The sequence below is a fragment of the Pseudomonas sp. HMSC08G10 genome (assembly GCF_001808425.1).
Taxonomy (GTDB): Bacteria; Pseudomonadota; Gammaproteobacteria; order Pseudomonadales; family Pseudomonadaceae; genus Aquipseudomonas; species Aquipseudomonas guariconensis.
Genome location: NZ_KV793328.1, coordinates 16,318 through 32,783 on the forward strand (window position 1 = coordinate 16,318; position 16,466 = coordinate 32,783).

The 16,466-nt window shown below is 57.4% G+C and carries 14 protein-coding genes; 6 read left to right on the forward strand and 8 right to left on the reverse strand.

The features are described 5' to 3' along the window. The 3 genes from HMPREF3173_RS25150 to HMPREF3173_RS19040 all read right to left on the reverse strand — a co-directional run. Window positions 1-1,397 (reverse strand): CusA/CzcA family heavy metal efflux RND transporter (locus tag HMPREF3173_RS25150; protein ID WP_256544535.1); only part of this gene is annotated, 1,397 nt, incomplete at its 3' end. Window positions 1,398-1,421: 24 nt separating this feature from the next. Next, complete coding sequence (locus tag HMPREF3173_RS19035; RefSeq protein WP_010951455.1) at window positions 1,422-2,672, reverse strand: efflux RND transporter periplasmic adaptor subunit; 1,251 nt, start codon at window positions 2,670-2,672, stop codon at window positions 1,422-1,424. 68 nt (window positions 2,673-2,740) lie between these two features. Next, window positions 2,741-4,012 (reverse strand): TolC family protein, encoded by a 1,272-nt coding sequence (locus HMPREF3173_RS19040; RefSeq protein WP_010951456.1) that lies wholly within the window; start codon window positions 4,010-4,012, stop codon window positions 2,741-2,743. Window positions 4,013-4,415: 403 nt separating this feature from the next. Between HMPREF3173_RS19040 and HMPREF3173_RS19045 the strand changes: the two genes are divergently transcribed. The 3 genes from HMPREF3173_RS19045 (at window position 4,416) to HMPREF3173_RS19055 (ending at window position 7,363) form a co-directional block, all read left to right on the forward strand. Further along, window positions 4,416-5,759: an OprD family porin gene (locus tag HMPREF3173_RS19045; protein ID WP_003253422.1), complete on the forward strand. Its 1,344-nt coding sequence runs from the start codon at window positions 4,416-4,418 to the stop codon at window positions 5,757-5,759. A gap of 488 nt (window positions 5,760-6,247) precedes the next feature. Next, entirely contained in the window at window positions 6,248-6,922 is a 675-nt protein-coding gene (locus HMPREF3173_RS19050; protein WP_003253420.1) for a heavy metal response regulator transcription factor, read from the forward strand. A 117-nt stretch (window positions 6,923-7,039) separates the two neighbouring features. Then, on the forward strand, window positions 7,040-7,363 hold the full coding sequence (locus HMPREF3173_RS19055) for a hypothetical protein (protein WP_010951457.1): 324 nt from the start codon (window positions 7,040-7,042) through the stop codon (window positions 7,361-7,363). A 101-nt stretch (window positions 7,364-7,464) separates the two neighbouring features. Here the strand turns inward: HMPREF3173_RS19055 and HMPREF3173_RS19060 are convergent, their stop codons facing one another. The 4 genes from HMPREF3173_RS19060 to HMPREF3173_RS19070 all read right to left on the reverse strand — a co-directional run bounded on the left by HMPREF3173_RS19060 (window position 7,465) and on the right by HMPREF3173_RS19070 (window position 12,102). Next, window positions 7,465-7,992 carry a hypothetical protein gene (locus HMPREF3173_RS19060; RefSeq protein WP_012269855.1) on the reverse strand — a complete coding sequence of 176 codons (528 nt, stop codon included), beginning with the start codon at window positions 7,990-7,992 and terminating at the stop codon, window positions 7,465-7,467. 189 nt (window positions 7,993-8,181) lie between these two features. Further along, on the reverse strand, window positions 8,182-9,579 hold the full coding sequence (locus tag HMPREF3173_RS24135) for a hypothetical protein (protein WP_224765890.1): 1,398 nt from the start codon (window positions 9,577-9,579) through the stop codon (window positions 8,182-8,184). 81 nt (window positions 9,580-9,660) lie between these two features. After that, a complete protein-coding gene (locus HMPREF3173_RS19065) occupies window positions 9,661-10,062 on the reverse strand; it encodes a hypothetical protein (RefSeq protein WP_012269857.1) in 402 nt (133 codons plus the stop codon). A gap of 735 nt (window positions 10,063-10,797) precedes the next feature. Next, entirely contained in the window at window positions 10,798-12,102 is a 1,305-nt protein-coding gene (locus tag HMPREF3173_RS19070) for a sigma-54 interaction domain-containing protein (protein ID WP_070575606.1), read from the reverse strand. A 317-nt stretch (window positions 12,103-12,419) separates the two neighbouring features. Here HMPREF3173_RS19070 and HMPREF3173_RS19075 point away from each other — a divergent pair, with 317 nt between their 5' ends. From HMPREF3173_RS19075 to HMPREF3173_RS19085, 3 genes are read left to right on the forward strand one after another with little or no spacing between them, the layout of a single operon-like run. Beyond that, window positions 12,420-13,304 (forward strand): MBL fold metallo-hydrolase, encoded by an 885-nt coding sequence (locus tag HMPREF3173_RS19075; RefSeq protein WP_070575609.1) that lies wholly within the window; start codon window positions 12,420-12,422, stop codon window positions 13,302-13,304. Between the two features lie 32 nt (window positions 13,305-13,336). Next, a complete protein-coding gene (locus HMPREF3173_RS19080) occupies window positions 13,337-14,617 on the forward strand; it encodes an NAD(P)/FAD-dependent oxidoreductase (protein WP_070575612.1) in 1,281 nt (426 codons plus the stop codon). Then, on the forward strand, window positions 14,614-15,432 hold the full coding sequence (locus tag HMPREF3173_RS19085; RefSeq protein ID WP_070575615.1) for a sulfite exporter TauE/SafE family protein: 819 nt from the start codon (window positions 14,614-14,616) through the stop codon (window positions 15,430-15,432). The genes HMPREF3173_RS19080 and HMPREF3173_RS19085 overlap by 4 nt, the downstream gene beginning before the upstream one ends. On the opposite strand, the gene HMPREF3173_RS19090 is transcribed toward HMPREF3173_RS19085, so the two are convergent. Continuing rightward, window positions 15,421-16,308, reverse strand: coding sequence for a LysR family transcriptional regulator (locus HMPREF3173_RS19090; protein ID WP_070575617.1), 888 nt, complete (start codon window positions 16,306-16,308; stop codon window positions 15,421-15,423). The genes HMPREF3173_RS19085 and HMPREF3173_RS19090 overlap by 12 nt on opposite strands. Window positions 16,309-16,466: the final 158 nt, after the last annotated feature.

Below are 16,466 nucleotides of genomic sequence, written 5' to 3' on the forward strand. Positions count from 1 at the left end.
ATCGGCAGGTACACCACCATGATGATCAGCTGACCGAAGATCAGCGGCCGGCGAGCTTCTCGCGCCGCGGCAAAGACCTCGTGGAAGCGTTCGGTTTTGGTGAGCATGCGGCCATGCTTATGTTGCGCATGAGCCAGTCGACGGATCGCGTTTTCTACAATAACCACGGCACCGTCGACGATGATGCCGAAGTCGAGTGCCCCCAAACTCATTAAGTTGGCACTGACCTTGTTGTTGAACATGCCTGTGAAGGTGAACAGCATGGACAGCGGAATCACCATCGCGGTGATCAGAGCCGCACGGATGTTGCCGAGGAACAGGAACAGAATGGCGATAACCAGGATCGCGCCTTCCACCAGGTTCTTCTTCACCGTCGCGATGGCTTTTTCAACCAGGTTGGTACGGTCGTAAACAGTCACAGCCACCACGCCCTTTGGCAGGGTGCGGTTGATGTCCGCCAATTTGGCGGCGACAGCTTGAGATACGGTGCGGCTGTTTTCACCAATCAGCATGAACACGGTACCGAGCACGACTTCGCGGCCGTTCTCAGTAGCAGCACCTGTACGGAGCTCTTTACCGATGCTGACGTCAGCAACGCTGCTGATGCGAATCGGTGCACCATCCACACTGGTGATCACGATGTTGGCGATGTCTTCGATATTGCCTACCTGACCCGGTGCACGGATGAGCAACTGTTCACCATTACGCTCGATGTAGCCGGCACCGACGTTGGCGTTGTTACTTTCCAACGCTGCGACCAGGTCATTGAGTGTCAGCTTGTAGGTAGCCAGGCGCTTTGGATCCGGCGCAACCAGGAACTGCTTGGCATAACCGCCGATGGTATTGATCTCGGCCACACCCGGGACGTTACGCAGCTGAGGCTTGATGATCCAGTCCTGGATCACGCGCAGGTCGGTCGGGGTGTACGGCGTACCGTCCTCTTTGACCGCGCCATCTTCGGCTTCAACAGTCCACAGGAAGATCTCGCCGAGGCCGGTAGATACCGGACCCATGACGGCCTCTACACCTTCTGGCAGCTGTTCCTTCGCAACCTGCAGCCGCTCGTTGATCAACTGGCGGGCAAAGAAGATGTCAGTGCCATCCTTGAAGATCACGGTGACCTGAGACAGGCCAGAGCGAGACAGGGAACGGGTCTGCTGAAGGCCCGGGAGACCGGCCATGGCCGTTTCAACTGGAAACGTGATCCGTTGTTCGGTTTCCAAGGGCGAGTAACCAGGCGCTGCAGTGTTGATCTGCACCTGGACGTTGGTGATATCGGGTACCGCATCGATGGGCAGCTTTTGATAGCTGTAGATCCCGATACCCGCCATGATCAGAACGGCGATCATTACTACGATGCGCTGCTCGATGGCGAATCTGATGATACGTTCAAACATGAGAAATCATCCTGTCAGTTCGCATCAGTGACCGTGTTCGGCAGAAGCTTTGCCGAGCTCGGACTTGAGTGTGAAGCTGCCACTGGTTGCTACCTGGGCGCCGGCTTCAATACCGTCGATGATTTCCACGTACCCATTGTCGCGGCGACCCAGTTTTACCGGGCGGGTGTCAAAGCCATCTGGGGTGCGTACGAATACCGAAGGTTTGTCTTCAACGGTCTGCACAGCGTGCTCAGGGACCGCTACGGCAACTCGATCGGTCTGGGAGGTGACCGCAATGTTTACGAACAGGCCTGGACGCCAGGCGCCGTTGGGGTTGGTCAAGGTGACGCGGACAGTAGCTGCACGGTTTTGCTCGCCCAGCAGGCTGCCGACATAACCCACCTTCCCTTCGACCTCGACGTTCATGTCAGGCGAAGAGACTTTCACTGCACGGCCAGTCGTGACCTTGCCCAGATCTGTCGGCGGAACTGCGAAGGTCGCCCAGACCTGATTCAGGTCGGAAAGGATGAAGGCGTTGGTCGCCTCGCTGACGACTTCGCCGACGGTCAGGTGTTTCTCCACTACCACGGCGTCGAAGGGAGCGCGGAGCTCGTAACGATTACCGCCAACGGAGTTAACCGAGGCACCGATTGCGCCGACCTTCTGCTTGGCGTTGGCCAAGGAGATCTCCGCTTCTTGCAGCGCTTGGCGTGCTTGGAGGTAGTCTTGCTCTGCAGAGATCTTGTCCTGCCACAGTTGCTTCTCACGTTCGAAGGTCACACGCGCCAGTTCGACGCGACGCTGTGCGGCCTGTTGTTCGCTGCGCAGGTCAGAGATCTGCTGGCTGGCGATTACCGCGAGGACTTGCCCTTTCTTGACCGTCTCGCCCAGGTTGGCCTGGACAGCCTCAACAACGCCAGGAACACGAGGAACCACGTGGGCAGTACGATCTTCGTCGAAGCGAATTTCGCCAGGGAAGCTCACGACGGTACCGAGGTCACGAGGCGCTGCAGCTTCCAGGGCAACACCAGCGGCCTTGATCTGTTCAGCGCTGAGCGTCAGCTTGCCCTCTTCTTCACCGCCCTCTTCGCTGTGGCCTTCTTCACCATGGCCCTCATCACCTTCCTCTTTGGCGGCAGATGCGGCTTTCTTTTCGTCGCCATGGCCATCGTTAGCGCCATGCTCGGCAGTACTGGCGGCCTGCTGTCCGGAACTGTTGTTCCAGGCAAGGCTGCCAAATCCGAGGGCTGCCACAGCGGCTACCGCGAGGGCGATCTTGCGTTTGTTATCCATTGCTACTCCTGCTGATCGTAGGCACCGGCTTGTTCAAGGCTGTGTGCCGAAGAAAATGTTTGGCCCGTTCAGCGAGTGCCGGCGGTTGAGCCGACTTCGCCATAAACCCTTTCCACCTGCGCACGCGCATTGGTCGCCGCTGCCAACGATTCGAGGTATTGGCCACGAGCGACGATCAAGGTGCGCTGGGCATCCAGCACTTCGATGAAACCGAATTTGCCCATCTCGAAGCCGCGGGTTGCGGTCTCTACGGCTTGTTGGGCTGAAGGCAGAATGGTCTTGTCGTAGGACTCGACCTCCTGCATGGCGGTGGACCATTGGTTCAACGCGGTTTGGGTTTCGGTGCGCAGGCGCAGCTCAACAGCATTGCGCTGGTCCCGGGCCTGATCTGCACGACGAGAAGCGGAAAGAATGTTGCCCTGGTTACGATCGAACAGCGGCAAAGGCATAGACAGGCCCACAGTGTTGACCCGCTCGCGCACAGAGCGGTCGTACTGGCTACCTACACTGACAGTAAGGTTCGGGATACGCTGAGCTTTCTCTGAGCCGAGCGAGGCATCGCTCTTGTCTATCTGCACCACGGCCTGACGCATTTCTGCTGTTTGGTCGAGCTTAGCCAGCAGATCTTCAGTGCGAGGTGGCAAGCCCGGGGAGAGGGTTGGCGATTCGAGTCGATCAAACACGGTGACTGAGCTCCCGGTAATTTGAGCGAGCTGTTGGTAAGCGGTCGCTTTTTCCGTTTCTGCACGTCGAACTTGCAGCTGGGCTTCGGCCAGTTGCACTTGAGCGCGGGTCGCCTCCACTGGGGACGACTTACCTGCGCGAACACGGCCATCGACGATGCGAAGACCGCGCTCAGTCAGTTCGAGAGATTGCTTGGCCAGGTCGAGACCTGTCTGGGCCCGCAACGCGGCGTAAAAGGCTTGGACGACATCTGCACGCAGGCCGTTAACGCGACGGTCTAACTCAAGCTGTGCGGCGGTCTGCCCGTATGTGGCGACGTCAACACGAGCCCCCCGCTTACCGCCCAGCTCAAGGGTCTGGCTGAGAGAGACAGTCGTCTGGCTGGTGTTACGACGGGTGTCTTCCACGTCATACGAGATTGTGGGGTTGGGGATAAGCCCGGCCTGCTTGCGAGCACCATCAGCGATCCCAATTTCTTGCCTGGCCGCGGCCAGGTCTGGGTTGGCATCCATGGCCGTCGAAAGCGCCTGGGGCAAGCTGATGCTTTGGGCAAGGGCTGCAGGCGCCATCAACCCAGAGATGACTGCACAGAGTGCAGCGATCTTCCAGGGCGAGACGGGGGTCTTGGGTAAGACATTGCGGTTATACCGGGGCACTTTGATGGTCCTCGTGCACAAACTTCGATAAAGCTTGGCGAGAACGCCGAAACAGCTGCCAAGCCCCACTTGATTAGGTGATGGCACTCTAATGAGCGGTAGCTATCAGAGGGGTGGCTAGAAAATTACAATTCCGTAAGAATGTCCTGTAATGCCCGAAAATACTGGGAAACCAAACCCGACACGATGATTTCGTTACAAGCAACGGAGATGGCAAACACGCGGTGCGAAGGCCCGAACAACAGGTAGATGACGAAATTGTAATTTTCCTATCACCCCCCCGTTATCTTCGGCCTGCAAATATGAGCTCGCGCTACGCTAGGCGCGCCGCCTGGTCAGAACAATTAACGACACCCGCGCCGGTAAACATAATAAAAACTGCCGTGAATCAAAGGAGCATCGGATGAAAATCAAAGTACCACTGTATTTGGCGGCAGTTTCTGCGCTGTCTGGAAGCTATGCTATTTCGGCACAGGCAGAAGACAAGCCAGAAGGCTTCATTGAAGGCAGCAGCCTTACAGTGCTGAACCGTAACTTCTACTTCAACCGTGATAACCGCGACAGCACTGCCCCCACTTATAACAGTGGCAAGGGCAACACCAACGGCTACTCCGAAGCCTGGGCGCACGCGATCATCAGCAAATTCAACTCTGGGTTTACCCAGGGAACCGTTGGCTTTGGCGTTGATGCCTTCGCCATGATCGGCCTCAAGCTCGACACCGGTGATGGGCGCAACGGCGGCCGTAGCTCCTTCGACGTGCTACCCGTTGATAACAAGGGCGAAGCTCGCGACGAATACACCAAGGTCGGCGGCGCAGCCAAAGTCCGCTTGTTCGATACCATCGTGAAAGTAGGTGATGTTTTCCCATCGACTCCGGTCGTTGCATCCGGCGACTCTCGCCTGCTGCCAGAAAGCTTCCGCGGCGTGACCGTTGAGAACACCAGCATCCAAGGCCTCACCCTGCAGGGTGGTCGTCTGCATGCGATGAGCCAGCCGGTCTCAAGCAACCTGAACGACAACTTCGTGACGTTCTACGGCGGCCCGGTCAACTCGCCATGGATCGGTTACGGTGGCGGTGACTACTCGATCAACGACAACTGGACTGTGAGCGTCTACGCCAGCCAGCTGAAAGACGTCTGGAATCAGTACTACGCCGGCACCAGCGTGGTTTACCCGCTGAGCGACGATCTGGCGCTGATCGGTGGCTTCAACTACTACAAAGCCGTAGATGAAGGTAAGAAGCGCCTGGGTGAATTCGACAACAACATCTGGAGTGCCAAGGTCGGCGTGCGTTACGGTGCCCATACCCTAGCCCTGTCGCACCAGCGCAACAACGGCGACGACGATTTTGACTACCTGCGTCAGTCGGACTCGATTTTCGTCGACAACTCCATCCAGTACAGCGACTTCAACTCGCCGAAAGAGCGTTCCTGGATGCTGCGCTATGACCTGAACTTCACCAGCTACGGCATTCCAGGCCTGACGTTCATGACCCGCTACGCCAGAGGCTCGGGCGCGGATTACTCGAACGCTAACCAGTTCTACATGCGCACTGATGACAACGGCAACCCGCTCGACAATCAGAAGCGTTGGGAGCGTGACGTCGAAGTCAAATACGTTGTCCAAACCGGTCCAGCAAAAGATCTGTCCTTCCGGTTGCGCCAGGCAACCACACGTGCCACTGCATTCGAATCGGATCTGGATGAAACCCGTGTGATCATTGAGTACCCGCTTTCGATTCTGTAATTCGCTAACTGGACCAGTTATTCATTAACTGGTCCTATTAGTAAAACGAGCATTACGAATTCACCTTGAGTGGCTTAAGTGCTCCTTTGGTAAAAGGTGGATATTTGGCGCCCATTGGGCGCCTTTTTTTGCCTAAAATTCAAGTAGGCGTTCGATTGTACGCATCGCATGCCGGTGAAGTTCATGACTACACCAATGACCAGTCTCTTCAATGTGAGCGACCTCGCCGTCATCTGAGCGGAACGAAGCCAGCACAAAGAAGAAAATAACCCAATACTTCATAAGGTCAAATCACCTGCTGGAGAGAGGGCCCGCAACTGTCAAACCCAAACCGCGACAAGATATACCGCCAGACTATCAACTGTATTACCTAGAAATTACAAATCCGTCATTTGAGCCCCGGCACGCTCATTTTGATTTACCATCCCTTTCAATAATGCCGGCGCGCGTGCGCGGTTAATTGCTCAGTGATATCGAGACAAAATCCCATGCGAATTCTGGTAATTGAGGATGAAGTAAAAACTGCGGAGTATGTGCGTCAAGGTCTGACGGAATGTGGCTATGTCGTAGATTGCGTCCACACCGGGTCAGATGGATTATTCTTGGCTAAGCAGCACGAATATGAGCTGATTATCCTGGATATAAATCTGCCAGAGATGGACGGTTGGCAGGTCCTTGAGTTGTTGCGTCGTAAAAACTGCCCTTCCCGTATCATGATGCTGACGGCGAGAAGCCGGCTGGCGGATAAGGTCCGGGGGCTGGAGAACGGAGCAGATGACTACCTGATCAAGCCATTTGAGTTCCCTGAGCTGCTGGCCCGGGTTCGCGCCTTGATGCGCAGGTCAGATCACCCTGCATCCGTAGAGGTCATTCGCGTCGCTGACCTGGAGCTTGATCAGAGCCGGCACAGGGCATTCAGGGACGGTCAGCGCATTGACCTGACCACGAAAGAATTCGCGTTACTGCATTACCTGATGCGTAATACCGGTGTGGTGCTGAGCCGCACCCAAATTATTTCGCAGGTTTGGGATATGAATTTTGACTGCGACACAAACGTTGTAGAGGTGTCGATTCGAAGACTCAGAGCCAAGATAGATGACCCTTTCGAGACCAAACTGATACATACGCTTCGGGGCGTAGGGTATGTGCTTGAAAAACGATAGTTGCCAAGCTCTCTAGTACCGAAAATCCGCTACATGCTCCCGTCGCTTGCGAACTTGAGGTTTCTGTTTACGATCCGCGGCGCTGATTCCTCACTCAACAAATGAGGTAGGCTGTACATGAGGTATAGCATTGATTATCAGCAGGTTTCGCAAGGACAATCCGATGCCAGCATTGATGCCTGTCCAGCTGACATTGTCTTCAACAGCGACCATGGCCTAGCTCTTATCCCGTGCGTTGGCGATGTTATCAACCTCCCCTCTACGGCGGTCAAAGAAGGGGTTTGCGGCATCGTTAGATCAAGGATTTTCAATTATCTCAGAGGTCCTGAAGAGCTGTACTGTCACGTCAATATTCTCGTTGAGGAGGCGGACATCAATTTCGAAAGTCTCATCTCGGAATACATGCGCAATCAGTCACGTGCTCGCTCGCCTTCTTCATAAAGTCGAAGGCGGGCCAGTCCATTAATGGTTGTGTATGGGTGAGGGTTCAGCAGAGCGAGCGCCTACTGAGCACCAGAGATGAATAGTCACAGCCTAGTGGTTTAACGCGGTACTGCTGGTGTACGCAGGGCCGGACTCATTGTTTTTTGAATGGCGCATTGCAGCACATAGAAATATAAAACCCCGGAAGCAAATACGATTGCGGACAGATAAGCAAACTCAGAGTCTAAAACCCCGGAAACCATATACAATTTAATCGTGATAGAACCCATAATAATTCCGGTACAGTACATGACGCCTGTGAACTGATTGCCCAAAAAACTCAGTATGCCGCTGAAGGCATTGTTCGCACTCAACAGCATTGCTTTCAGTATCGTCCAGCCGAGAACTGGCAGAAAAGCCTTGATCATGAAGGCGAATAACATCGACGATGCAAACAGTTTTATCGGGGTTTCTGCCCACGGCTTGATGGTGCCGTCTACTTCAACGCCGGTATACAAGATGATATTCAGAATAATCGCCATAAGGGTGCATATGCCGAGGCGTATCATTTCCCGCTTAAGCGGGGCCATCATTATCACTGCGTGAATCTTGTTTCCAAAGTATCGTTTTAGTCCTTGGATCGACATTTTTCTTCCTATGCTCTCGGGTATGACGCTGTTGTAGCGTTGTATGACGGTCATGCTTTTACCCGAAGAGAGGTGACGCTTCAACGGTCCTGAATTGCGCAGGGGATCTCATGTCCTTCCCCTGGCTGGGTAGCTTGCTGAGAAATTCTCATCTACCTGCGTGGCAACGATGCGGCCACCCCGCCGCCGTCAGAGCTCTGGAGGACTGGCTGCTGTCAGCAACTCATCGAGTGACGGAACCTTAGCGTTTGCACTGAGGACGAGTGTTCTGGATCGGAGTATGGATACATCAAAGAAAGATTCGCACTCGACTCTTCCGTTTACTTCTCTCCAGTGGGTGACTTCTGGTATCAACTCATTAGGCACCGGGTATAGTGCCATAGGGTTATGGAATACCTCCACTTCAGCAGACCACGGCTCGTAGCCATATTGCGGCCAGAGCTGACCGTAGTCGCTGGACGCTACATCCAACAGAAATGGGATACCTCGTGATGCTCCCGGAGAACGGTCGAAAAACTCACCAAACCGCAAGTATCGGTACCCGTCTAGATGAGCTCCACCTGAGATCGGCACTCGGCTGAGCTTTGGCACTGTGCAGGCATTGGTGAAAATGACCGCTGAAAGATGGGCATTTTCCATTAGCGTAAATAGGCCGTTGGGGCGCCCTGATAGCAGAGATGTCTCTTCCTCCACAGTTATCAGGTGCGTACCACGATGCGCAGATGAGTGAACTGCAAAGCCATAGAGATAGCTGATGAGCGACTCCCTGCTCCACAGCATTGAACTGGGCGCATGGAAATCGGCTAAGGCCAGAATGAGCGGCTTACCCTCCACGTGCGGTAGGGATTCGTAACGCTTGTCCAATTTGTTTTGGATGGTCCTCGCAAACCTTTCTGCAGCCGCTCCTAAGAAACGCTCATGTCGGTCAGCGGGTGGGGGGACCGGCGAGGCGCCAAAATGCTCATACCGCTCTTCCGGGTTGGCTGTCACTGCTTCAACCCAGGCCTCATCTCCCAGCCTATTCTCGATGTGAAAATCGGGTGATTCTTTAGGCTGGGTGACCAAGAGTCCCTGTTCACGAAAAATCGCTAATAGGTGGGCTTCCCAGAGGCGGGTGTGAAAATTCTCAGTCTGGCAATCGGGAACCCAATTTCTGTCTGGGGATGGCAGTGCGAGATACAGTTGATTCAGCGCCCACGCCCCAATACGGCGGCTTGGATCAAATAGTGATTTGAACACCACGCTTGGTGTGCGCTTACCCATTCTGCTTAGAGGAGCACGTCGTCGTTCACCTGAAGGGAGTGGAAGCGGATGGGCTTGGGTATAGAGAAAATGGCTGATTGAGGCGCGGGCTTCAGACTCGCCAGTGGTGCGCTCACTATGGCTGAGGAGCACCCACACGCTATCGACACGACGCCGCAAGGTGACAATTCCGAAGCTGCCGGAATGGATATTTCGGGTTAGAGCGGCACAAGAAATTCCGTCCTCACTAAGCCATGCCCCTACTGGCGGGCTGTCCCCAAACCCCAACCCTCGTGGAAGCGACAAAGCGATTAGATCGAACATCGGCGCAGCAATTTCTTTCATTCGCTGATCTCGGCAGCCGTCAAAATGCATTCCATCAATGCCTCGGAGCGTGCCCGCCGGCGATGGCATCGGTGGAGGTACCTATTGAAGAAGGGGGCCTTGTTCCACCAGGACATCTCGGTTGGTGAAGATGGTCTCAATGGTTGCAGCCTCGGCAGCCACATGAGTCTTTCGCGTGATCTCTTCAAGGGCCAGTTCGAGCCGGTAGTCTTGGAAATACTCGTACAGCTTTTCAGAGCTCTCGGATATCTCCTCCCCACCATTCTTCGCGAACAAGATGTGGATGATCGCTGCGAGTGGGAGAGAGATGTCGAGATCCTTCTCTTCTGCATCTGAATCCGAGTTCAAACCGTCGAAATACCTCTCCAGATGACTCTGGAGCTCCTCAAGCCAGAACTGAGATAGGTTGCTTGGAAGGGAGCTTTCAGGCCCGGTCAGAAGGACTTCATCTCTGAATAGAGCCAGCAGATTGGGGTTTGCCATGGAGGACCTCACGATTAGATTTGAGAGCAACTGGTCAGCATAGTCCACCTCAAGATGACCACCTCCTTGACGCCCATCCTGGTGCTCCTGAGCATCAGACGAGTGAATCGCCCCGAAACCTGTAGATACAAAATGACCGCTTCTCGCCGTTAGCTGCCTTTCTTGAAGGACAGCTTTGGGTCGATAGCGGCCTTCGTGGAGGTTGGTGTCTACGGGGTCGGTTTAGTCAATCTGAATCTCCGGTTTCACCTCCGTGAGGCCGGCCATCGTCATGCATCAGATCTTGATTGACACGCGTGCCGCTTTGGATAGCCTTGCAATTGAGGGCTGCAACTGCGCATTTGTCGGGCCTGGGTACCAGCATGAGCCCCCCGCAATTTTGGCAGCAGAGGAAGCTGGTTCCTCTGAAGTAGTGACGGCGGGCATTGCCAGTCGGATTCTGAACCCAAGGTCGCCAGACTAGGAGCTAAAGGATCGCTGCGACTACTCCTCATCCCTTACCGAAAAGTCACGCGTCGGTCGTAAACGGCCCTTTCCAGGCCAATCAACTTTTGTGATTGGTGAGTAGGGATTTCTCGGCTTTTCTGTGAAAAGCACCCCTTCATTTCACAAAAAAAATGGCGAAGATTCCAATTTCACGGGGTCTGGCCTATCACCTATTTTGTGAACCTACACCCACCGCACAAACAAAAAGCCCCGGCATTGCCGGGGCTTTTTGTTATGGGCTCGCAGAAACTACAGCCCCAGTTCACGCAGGCGTCGATACAACGTCCGCTCACTCATACCCAAATGACGGGCCAGTTCACTGCGTGATCCGCGGAAGTTTTCCAAGGCCTGAGCCAAGTCGCCCAGCTCATTGCGACTGCGATGACGTGAACCTTGAGCTGCCGACGGGCCGATGTCCTCCGGTAGATGCTCAGGTCGAATCAGACCCTCATCGGCAAACAGGCGTGCCCGCTCGAGGATGTTGCGTAATTCGCGGATGTTCCCCGGGAAGGGGTGCATGCTCAGCCGTTGGAGGGCTTCGGGTAGCAACTTCGGTGATTGCTTACCCATGCGCTGCAGCAGGCTCTCGGCCAGTAATGGCAGGTCTTCCACGCGCTCTCGTAGGGAGGGCAAACGGATGGGGAAGCCGCTGATGCGATAGTACAGGTCTTCGCGGAAGGTACCAGCGGCGGCCATTTCCTTTAGAGGCTTATGGGTCGCTGAGACCAGGCGAAAATCGGAATGGACCGTGCGGGTACTGCCCACGGGTCGGAAGCTGCCGGATTCGATCAGGCGCAGTAGTTTCACCTGCATCGCCAGGGGGACTTCGCCAATCTCGTCGAGGAACAGGGTGCCTCCATGGGCTGCTTCAGCCAGGCCGATCTTGCGTTGGGTGGCGCCGGTGAAGGCGCCCTTCTCGTACCCGAACAACTCGCTTTCGAACAGCGATTCGGTGAGGCCCGTGCAATCGACCACCACCAAGGGGCCGGTGGCCCGAGGGCTGCCCAGATGCAAGGCACGGGCGAAGAGCTCCTTGCCGGTACCGGACTCGCCTTGCAGCAACACTGGGATCTGCGCTGGCGCTGCTCGCTGCAGGCTCGCCAGGGCCGTCTTGAATGCTGCGGATCGCCCAACCAGCCCTTGCTCCTGAGGTTGAGCCGAGGCAAGCGTCACGCTGGTGAGCCGTTCGACGAAGGCCACCACACCGCCCTGTTCATCCAAGATCGGTCGCAGTTCCACGTCCACATGCTCAGGCCCGCGAGGCGTGTGATGGATGTGCAAAACCCGCTCCGGCACCTTGCTGTCCCACGCCTTGCGCAAGGGGCAATGCTCGCCCGCCTGGTCACACGGCACCGCATAGTGGTGGGAAACCCGGTGGCATTTCTCTCCCACGGGGGCGTGATCATCCTTGCCGAACTGACGGCGATAGGCCGCATTGGCCGCGAGAATGTTGTAGTCGGTGTCCAGAATGATGCTGGGCAGCACATCGTGTTCCAGGTAAGACACCAGGGCGAGGATGGCGGGATGCTGGGCTGACACACTGAACGCGGACATGACGGTGACCGATGGCAAGTACCCGGCGAGGTTAACAGGGACTGCCAAACACTGCCATTGGCTGACAGTCGACTGCCAAGGGGGCTGACAGGCATGGCAGATCCAGGTGGTTCAGATGGAGCCCTGGCTCGCGTCATCCATGCTCCGGCTGCAATGGGGGCACGGAGATTTCCCTGTTTTTACTGGCCTTCCCGACACCACCTTGTCTGCGTAACAGCCAGCGCTCCCCATGGATCCCGACTGGCATGCATCTTGATAAACCTCCAAATACTGCCTACGCCTCTAGAAGGCGCGGTGGATAAATCTGGAGACGTGCAATGATCATCGGCAACAACCTTCATGTGGAAGCCTTGTACGACAAGGTGACCTCGACCATCAGTTACCTCGTCCTGGACCGAAGCTCTGGCCAGTGCGCGCTGGTCGACAGCGTATTGGATTACGATCCCAAATCAGGTCGTACCAGCACCGAATCGGCCGATGCCTTGATCGCCCGGGTGCAGGCGTTGGGTGCCCAGGTCCAATGGATCTTGGAAACCCATGTCCACGCCGACCACCTCTCCGCAGCGGCCTATCTGAAGGAAAAGCTGGGCGGACATGTAGCGATCGGCGCCCTCATCACCCAAGTGCAAAAGACCTTCGGCGAACTGTTCAATGAAGCGCCAGACTTTGCCCGGGATGGCAGCCAGTTCGATGTACTGCTCGAAGACGAGGAGATCTTCCTGATCGGCAACCTGCGCGCCCGTGCCCTGCATACGCCAGGGCATACACCGGCGTGCATGAGCTACGTGGTGGAGGACTGTGGCGAGATGGCGGTGTTTGTAGGGGATACGCTATTCATGCCGGACTATGGCACCGCGCGCTGTGATTTCCCCGGCGCCGATGCGCGCACGCTGTATCGCTCGATCCGCCGCCTGCTGGCCTTCCCAGACACGACTCAGCTGTTCATGTGTCACGACTACCTGCCGGGTGGCCGGGAAATGCGCTTCGTCACGACCGTTGCCGAACAGCGCGCCAGCAACATCCACATCCACCAAGGCATCAGCGAGGACGACTTCGTGGCCATGCGCGAAGCCCGTGACGCCACCCTCGAGATGCCCGTGCTAATCCTGCCCTCGGTGCAGGTCAACATGCGCAGCGGCCAGTTCCCCGAGCCTGAGGGCAATGGCGTGAGCTATCTGAAGATTCCGCTGAACGTGCTCTGAACACATAACGACTATTCCAAGGAAACACCGCCATGCCTGCCTTGCAGTCCCCTGCCGATTCTTCATGCGCTGACCACCACAAGGTGGTCATTGTCGGTGCCGGCGCCGCCGGTATCGCTACCGCCTCCAGCCTGATCAGCCGCGACCCGTCCCTGGACATCGCCGTGATCGATCCGGCCGACGTGCATTACTACCAGCCTGGCTGGACCATGGTCGGGGCGGGCGTGTTCGATGCCCCGAGCACAGCCCGGACCATGGCCTCGACCATTCCCCGTGGCGTACGCTGGATCAAGGCGCGGGTTGAGCGCTTCGATCCTCAGGCGCAACTGGTCATGCTCGAGGACGGTCGCGCCGTCAGCTACGAGCAATTGGTGGTTTGCCCGGGCCTCAAGCTCGACTGGAACGCCATCGAAGGTCTAAGCGACACCTTGGGCCGCAACGGCGTCACCTCCAACTACCGCTATGACCTGGCACCCTACACCTGGCAGTTGGTGCAGAACCTGAAAAAAGGCACTGCCCTCTTCACCCAGCCGCCAATGCCAATCAAGTGCGCCGGTGCGCCCCAGAAAGCGTTGTACCTGTCCTGTGACCATTGGTTGCGCCAAGGCCACCTGGGCGCGATCAAGGCCCGTTTCTTCAATGCCGGCGCGGTGCTGTTCGGCGTGCCTGACTATGTTCCGGCCCTGATGGCTTACATCGACAAGTACGCAGTGGACCTCAACTACAACCATCGCCTGGTGGCGGTGGATGGCCCGAACAAGCGTGCGACTTTCGTGCGCACATTGCCCGATGGCAGCAGCGAGACCCGCGTCGAGGGCTTCGAGATGCTGCATGTAGTGCCTCCACAAGTTGCGCCGGACTTCATTCGCCAGAGCCCACTGGTCGATGCTGCCGGCTGGGTCGATGTGGACCCTGCCACGCTGCGTCACCGCCAGTTCGCCAACATCCATGCGCTGGGAGATGTCACCAACACCAGCAATGCCAAGACCGCCGCAGCGGCGCGCAAGCAAGCGCCGGTGGTGGCTAACAATGTGCTGGTAGCGCTGGGGCGTCTGCCCACCCTCGCCCAATACGATGGGTATGGTTCCTGCCCGCTTACCGTCGAGCGCGGGAAGATCGTGCTTGCCGAGTTCACCTACGGCGGCAAGGTGACGCCGAGTTTTCCGCGTTGGTTACTCGACGGCCGCCAGCCCACTCGCCTGGCCTGGCTGCTCAAGGCGCAGATACTCCCGCCGCTGTACTGGAAAGGCATGCTCAAAGGTCGTGAATGGCTGGCGCGACCCCAACCGCTGGTGGCTGAGGTCGGGCAGTGATCGAACATCAACTGATCGGAGCTGGGCTCGGCGCGATCATTGGGGCCGTGCTGGCGCTCACTGGTGCCGGCGGGGGCATTCTTGCCGTACCCCTGTTGGTGTTCGGCCTCGGTTTGTCGATGGTCGAAGCGGCGCCCATCGGCTTGCTCGCCGTGGGGTTGGCGGCCGGGGTCGGCGCCGTGCTGGGTTTGCGCAAGGGGGTGGTGCGCTACCGTGCGGCGTTGTTCATCGCGGCCCTTGGGGTCATCGCGGCACCGCTCGGCCTGATGCTGGCGCACCGTCTGCCCAATACGCCATTGGCGTTGGTGTTCGCTGGCGTATTGGTCTATGCCTGCCAGCGCATTTGGCGCAAGGCCAGCCGTGAATTGCGCGGCGAACCGGCCTGCGGTGAGCGCCAGATCATGCCCTGCGTGCTCAACCCGTTGCAGGGGCGCTTACGCTGGACCTTGCCTTGTGCCCGCGCGTTGGCGTTTACCGGTGTGCTGTCTGGGCTACTGTCCGGCCTGCTGGGCGTCGGTGGCGGCTTCGTCATCATTCCGGCCTTGAACCGCTACACAAACCTGGACATGAAGAGCATTGTCGCCACTTCCCTGGCGGTGATCGCCCTGGTATCCACAGGCAGCGTGGTCAGCGCCAGCCTGGCCGGTGTCATGCACTGGGCAGTAGGCGCGCCGTTTGCCGTCGGGGCTGTGTTGGGTCTGCTCCTGGCCAGGCCCCTGGCAAGTAAGCTGGCCGGGCCACGCCTGCAGCAGTTATTTGCCGTGACGGGGATCGGCGCTGCATTGCTGTTGGCGGGCAAGGCGCTACTCGGCTAGCAGTTCGTCCTGCTCCGCGTTGCACAAGGCCAGCAGGTAGTCCCAGACCACCCGCAGGCGCACCGACTTGTGTAGCTCCCGTCGGGTGCAGATCCAGTAGCTGCGCTGGATGGTTTCACTGGGCAGCACCCGCACCAGCGAGGGGTCATGGCGGGCCATGTAATTGGGCAGCACGGCAATGCCCAGCCCAGCGCGTGCGGCATGCTGCTGGGCGATCACGCTGGTGCTTCGGAACACCACGTTGGGCGCCCGGCAGAAGCTGTTGAGAAACAGCAGCTCTTGGCTGAACAGCAGATCGTCGACATAGCCGATCCAGCTATGCCGGGCCAGGTCCTCACGGTTGCGCAGCGGCGGTGCCCGATCCAGGTACGCCTGGCTGGCGTACAGCGCCAGGCGGTAGTCGGTGAGTTTGCGGGTAATCAGCAGGTCTGCGCTGGGTCGCTCCAGGTGGATGCTGATCTCTGCTTCCCGGTTGAGGATGCTGACGAACCGCGGCACCGCCACCAGTTCCACTTCCAGCCCCGGGTAGCGCTCGAACAGGGCGTTCATACGTGGGGTGAAGAACATGATGCCGATGCCCTCGGTGACCCCCAGTCGGATCTTGCCCAACGGCGTGATGGCCTGGGTGATCTCCTCCTGAGCGAGCAAGGCCACATTTTCCATGGCTTCGGCATGCTTGAGCAGGGCCTGTCCGGACGGCGTGAGTTCATAACCCTGAGCGTGCTGGACGAACAGCGCAGTGCCCAGGCTCTGCTCGATGCTCTCGATATGCCGAGCCACGGTGCTGTGGGTGGTGTTGAGGCGTTTGGCGGCGCTGAGCAGACGGCCGCTGCGCTGCAACTCGAGGAAAAACCGCAGATCGTTCCAGTCGAACATGCTGATCCTTTTGGCTGTTCGCGCTGGCCCTTTCGCGGGTAAACCCGCTCCCATAGGTTCTCCGCCGATCCTGAGTTCGGCGATAACCTATGGGAGCGGGTTTACCCGCGAAGGGGCCGGCTCAGGTATAGCGCTGTGCTAAAACGCACAGCGGCTGC

Excerpts from the sequence above, each read along its gene's own strand:
- HMPREF3173_RS19035 (WP_010951455.1), bottom strand. The coding sequence starts at position 2,672 with ATGGATAACAAACGCAAGATCGCCCTCGCGGTAGCCGCTGTGGCAGCC.
- HMPREF3173_RS19045 (WP_003253422.1), top strand. The coding sequence starts at position 4,416 with ATGAAAATCAAAGTACCACTGTATTTGGCGGCAGTTTCTGCGCTGTCT.
- HMPREF3173_RS19050 (WP_003253420.1), top strand. The coding sequence starts at position 6,248 with ATGCGAATTCTGGTAATTGAGGATGAAGTAAAAACTGCGGAGTATGTG.
- HMPREF3173_RS19055 (WP_010951457.1), top strand. The coding sequence starts at position 7,040 with ATGAGGTATAGCATTGATTATCAGCAGGTTTCGCAAGGACAATCCGAT.
- HMPREF3173_RS19060 (WP_012269855.1), bottom strand. The coding sequence starts at position 7,992 with ATGTCGATCCAAGGACTAAAACGATACTTTGGAAACAAGATTCACGCA.
- HMPREF3173_RS24135 (WP_224765890.1), bottom strand. The coding sequence starts at position 9,579 with ATGAAAGAAATTGCTGCGCCGATGTTCGATCTAATCGCTTTGTCGCTT.
- HMPREF3173_RS19065 (WP_012269857.1), bottom strand. The coding sequence starts at position 10,062 with ATGGCAAACCCCAATCTGCTGGCTCTATTCAGAGATGAAGTCCTTCTG.
- HMPREF3173_RS19070 (WP_070575606.1), bottom strand. The coding sequence starts at position 12,102 with ATGTCCGCGTTCAGTGTGTCAGCCCAGCATCCCGCCATCCTCGCCCTG.
- HMPREF3173_RS19075 (WP_070575609.1), top strand. The coding sequence starts at position 12,420 with ATGATCATCGGCAACAACCTTCATGTGGAAGCCTTGTACGACAAGGTG.
- HMPREF3173_RS19080 (WP_070575612.1), top strand. The coding sequence starts at position 13,337 with ATGCCTGCCTTGCAGTCCCCTGCCGATTCTTCATGCGCTGACCACCAC.
- HMPREF3173_RS19090 (WP_070575617.1), bottom strand. The coding sequence starts at position 16,308 with ATGTTCGACTGGAACGATCTGCGGTTTTTCCTCGAGTTGCAGCGCAGC.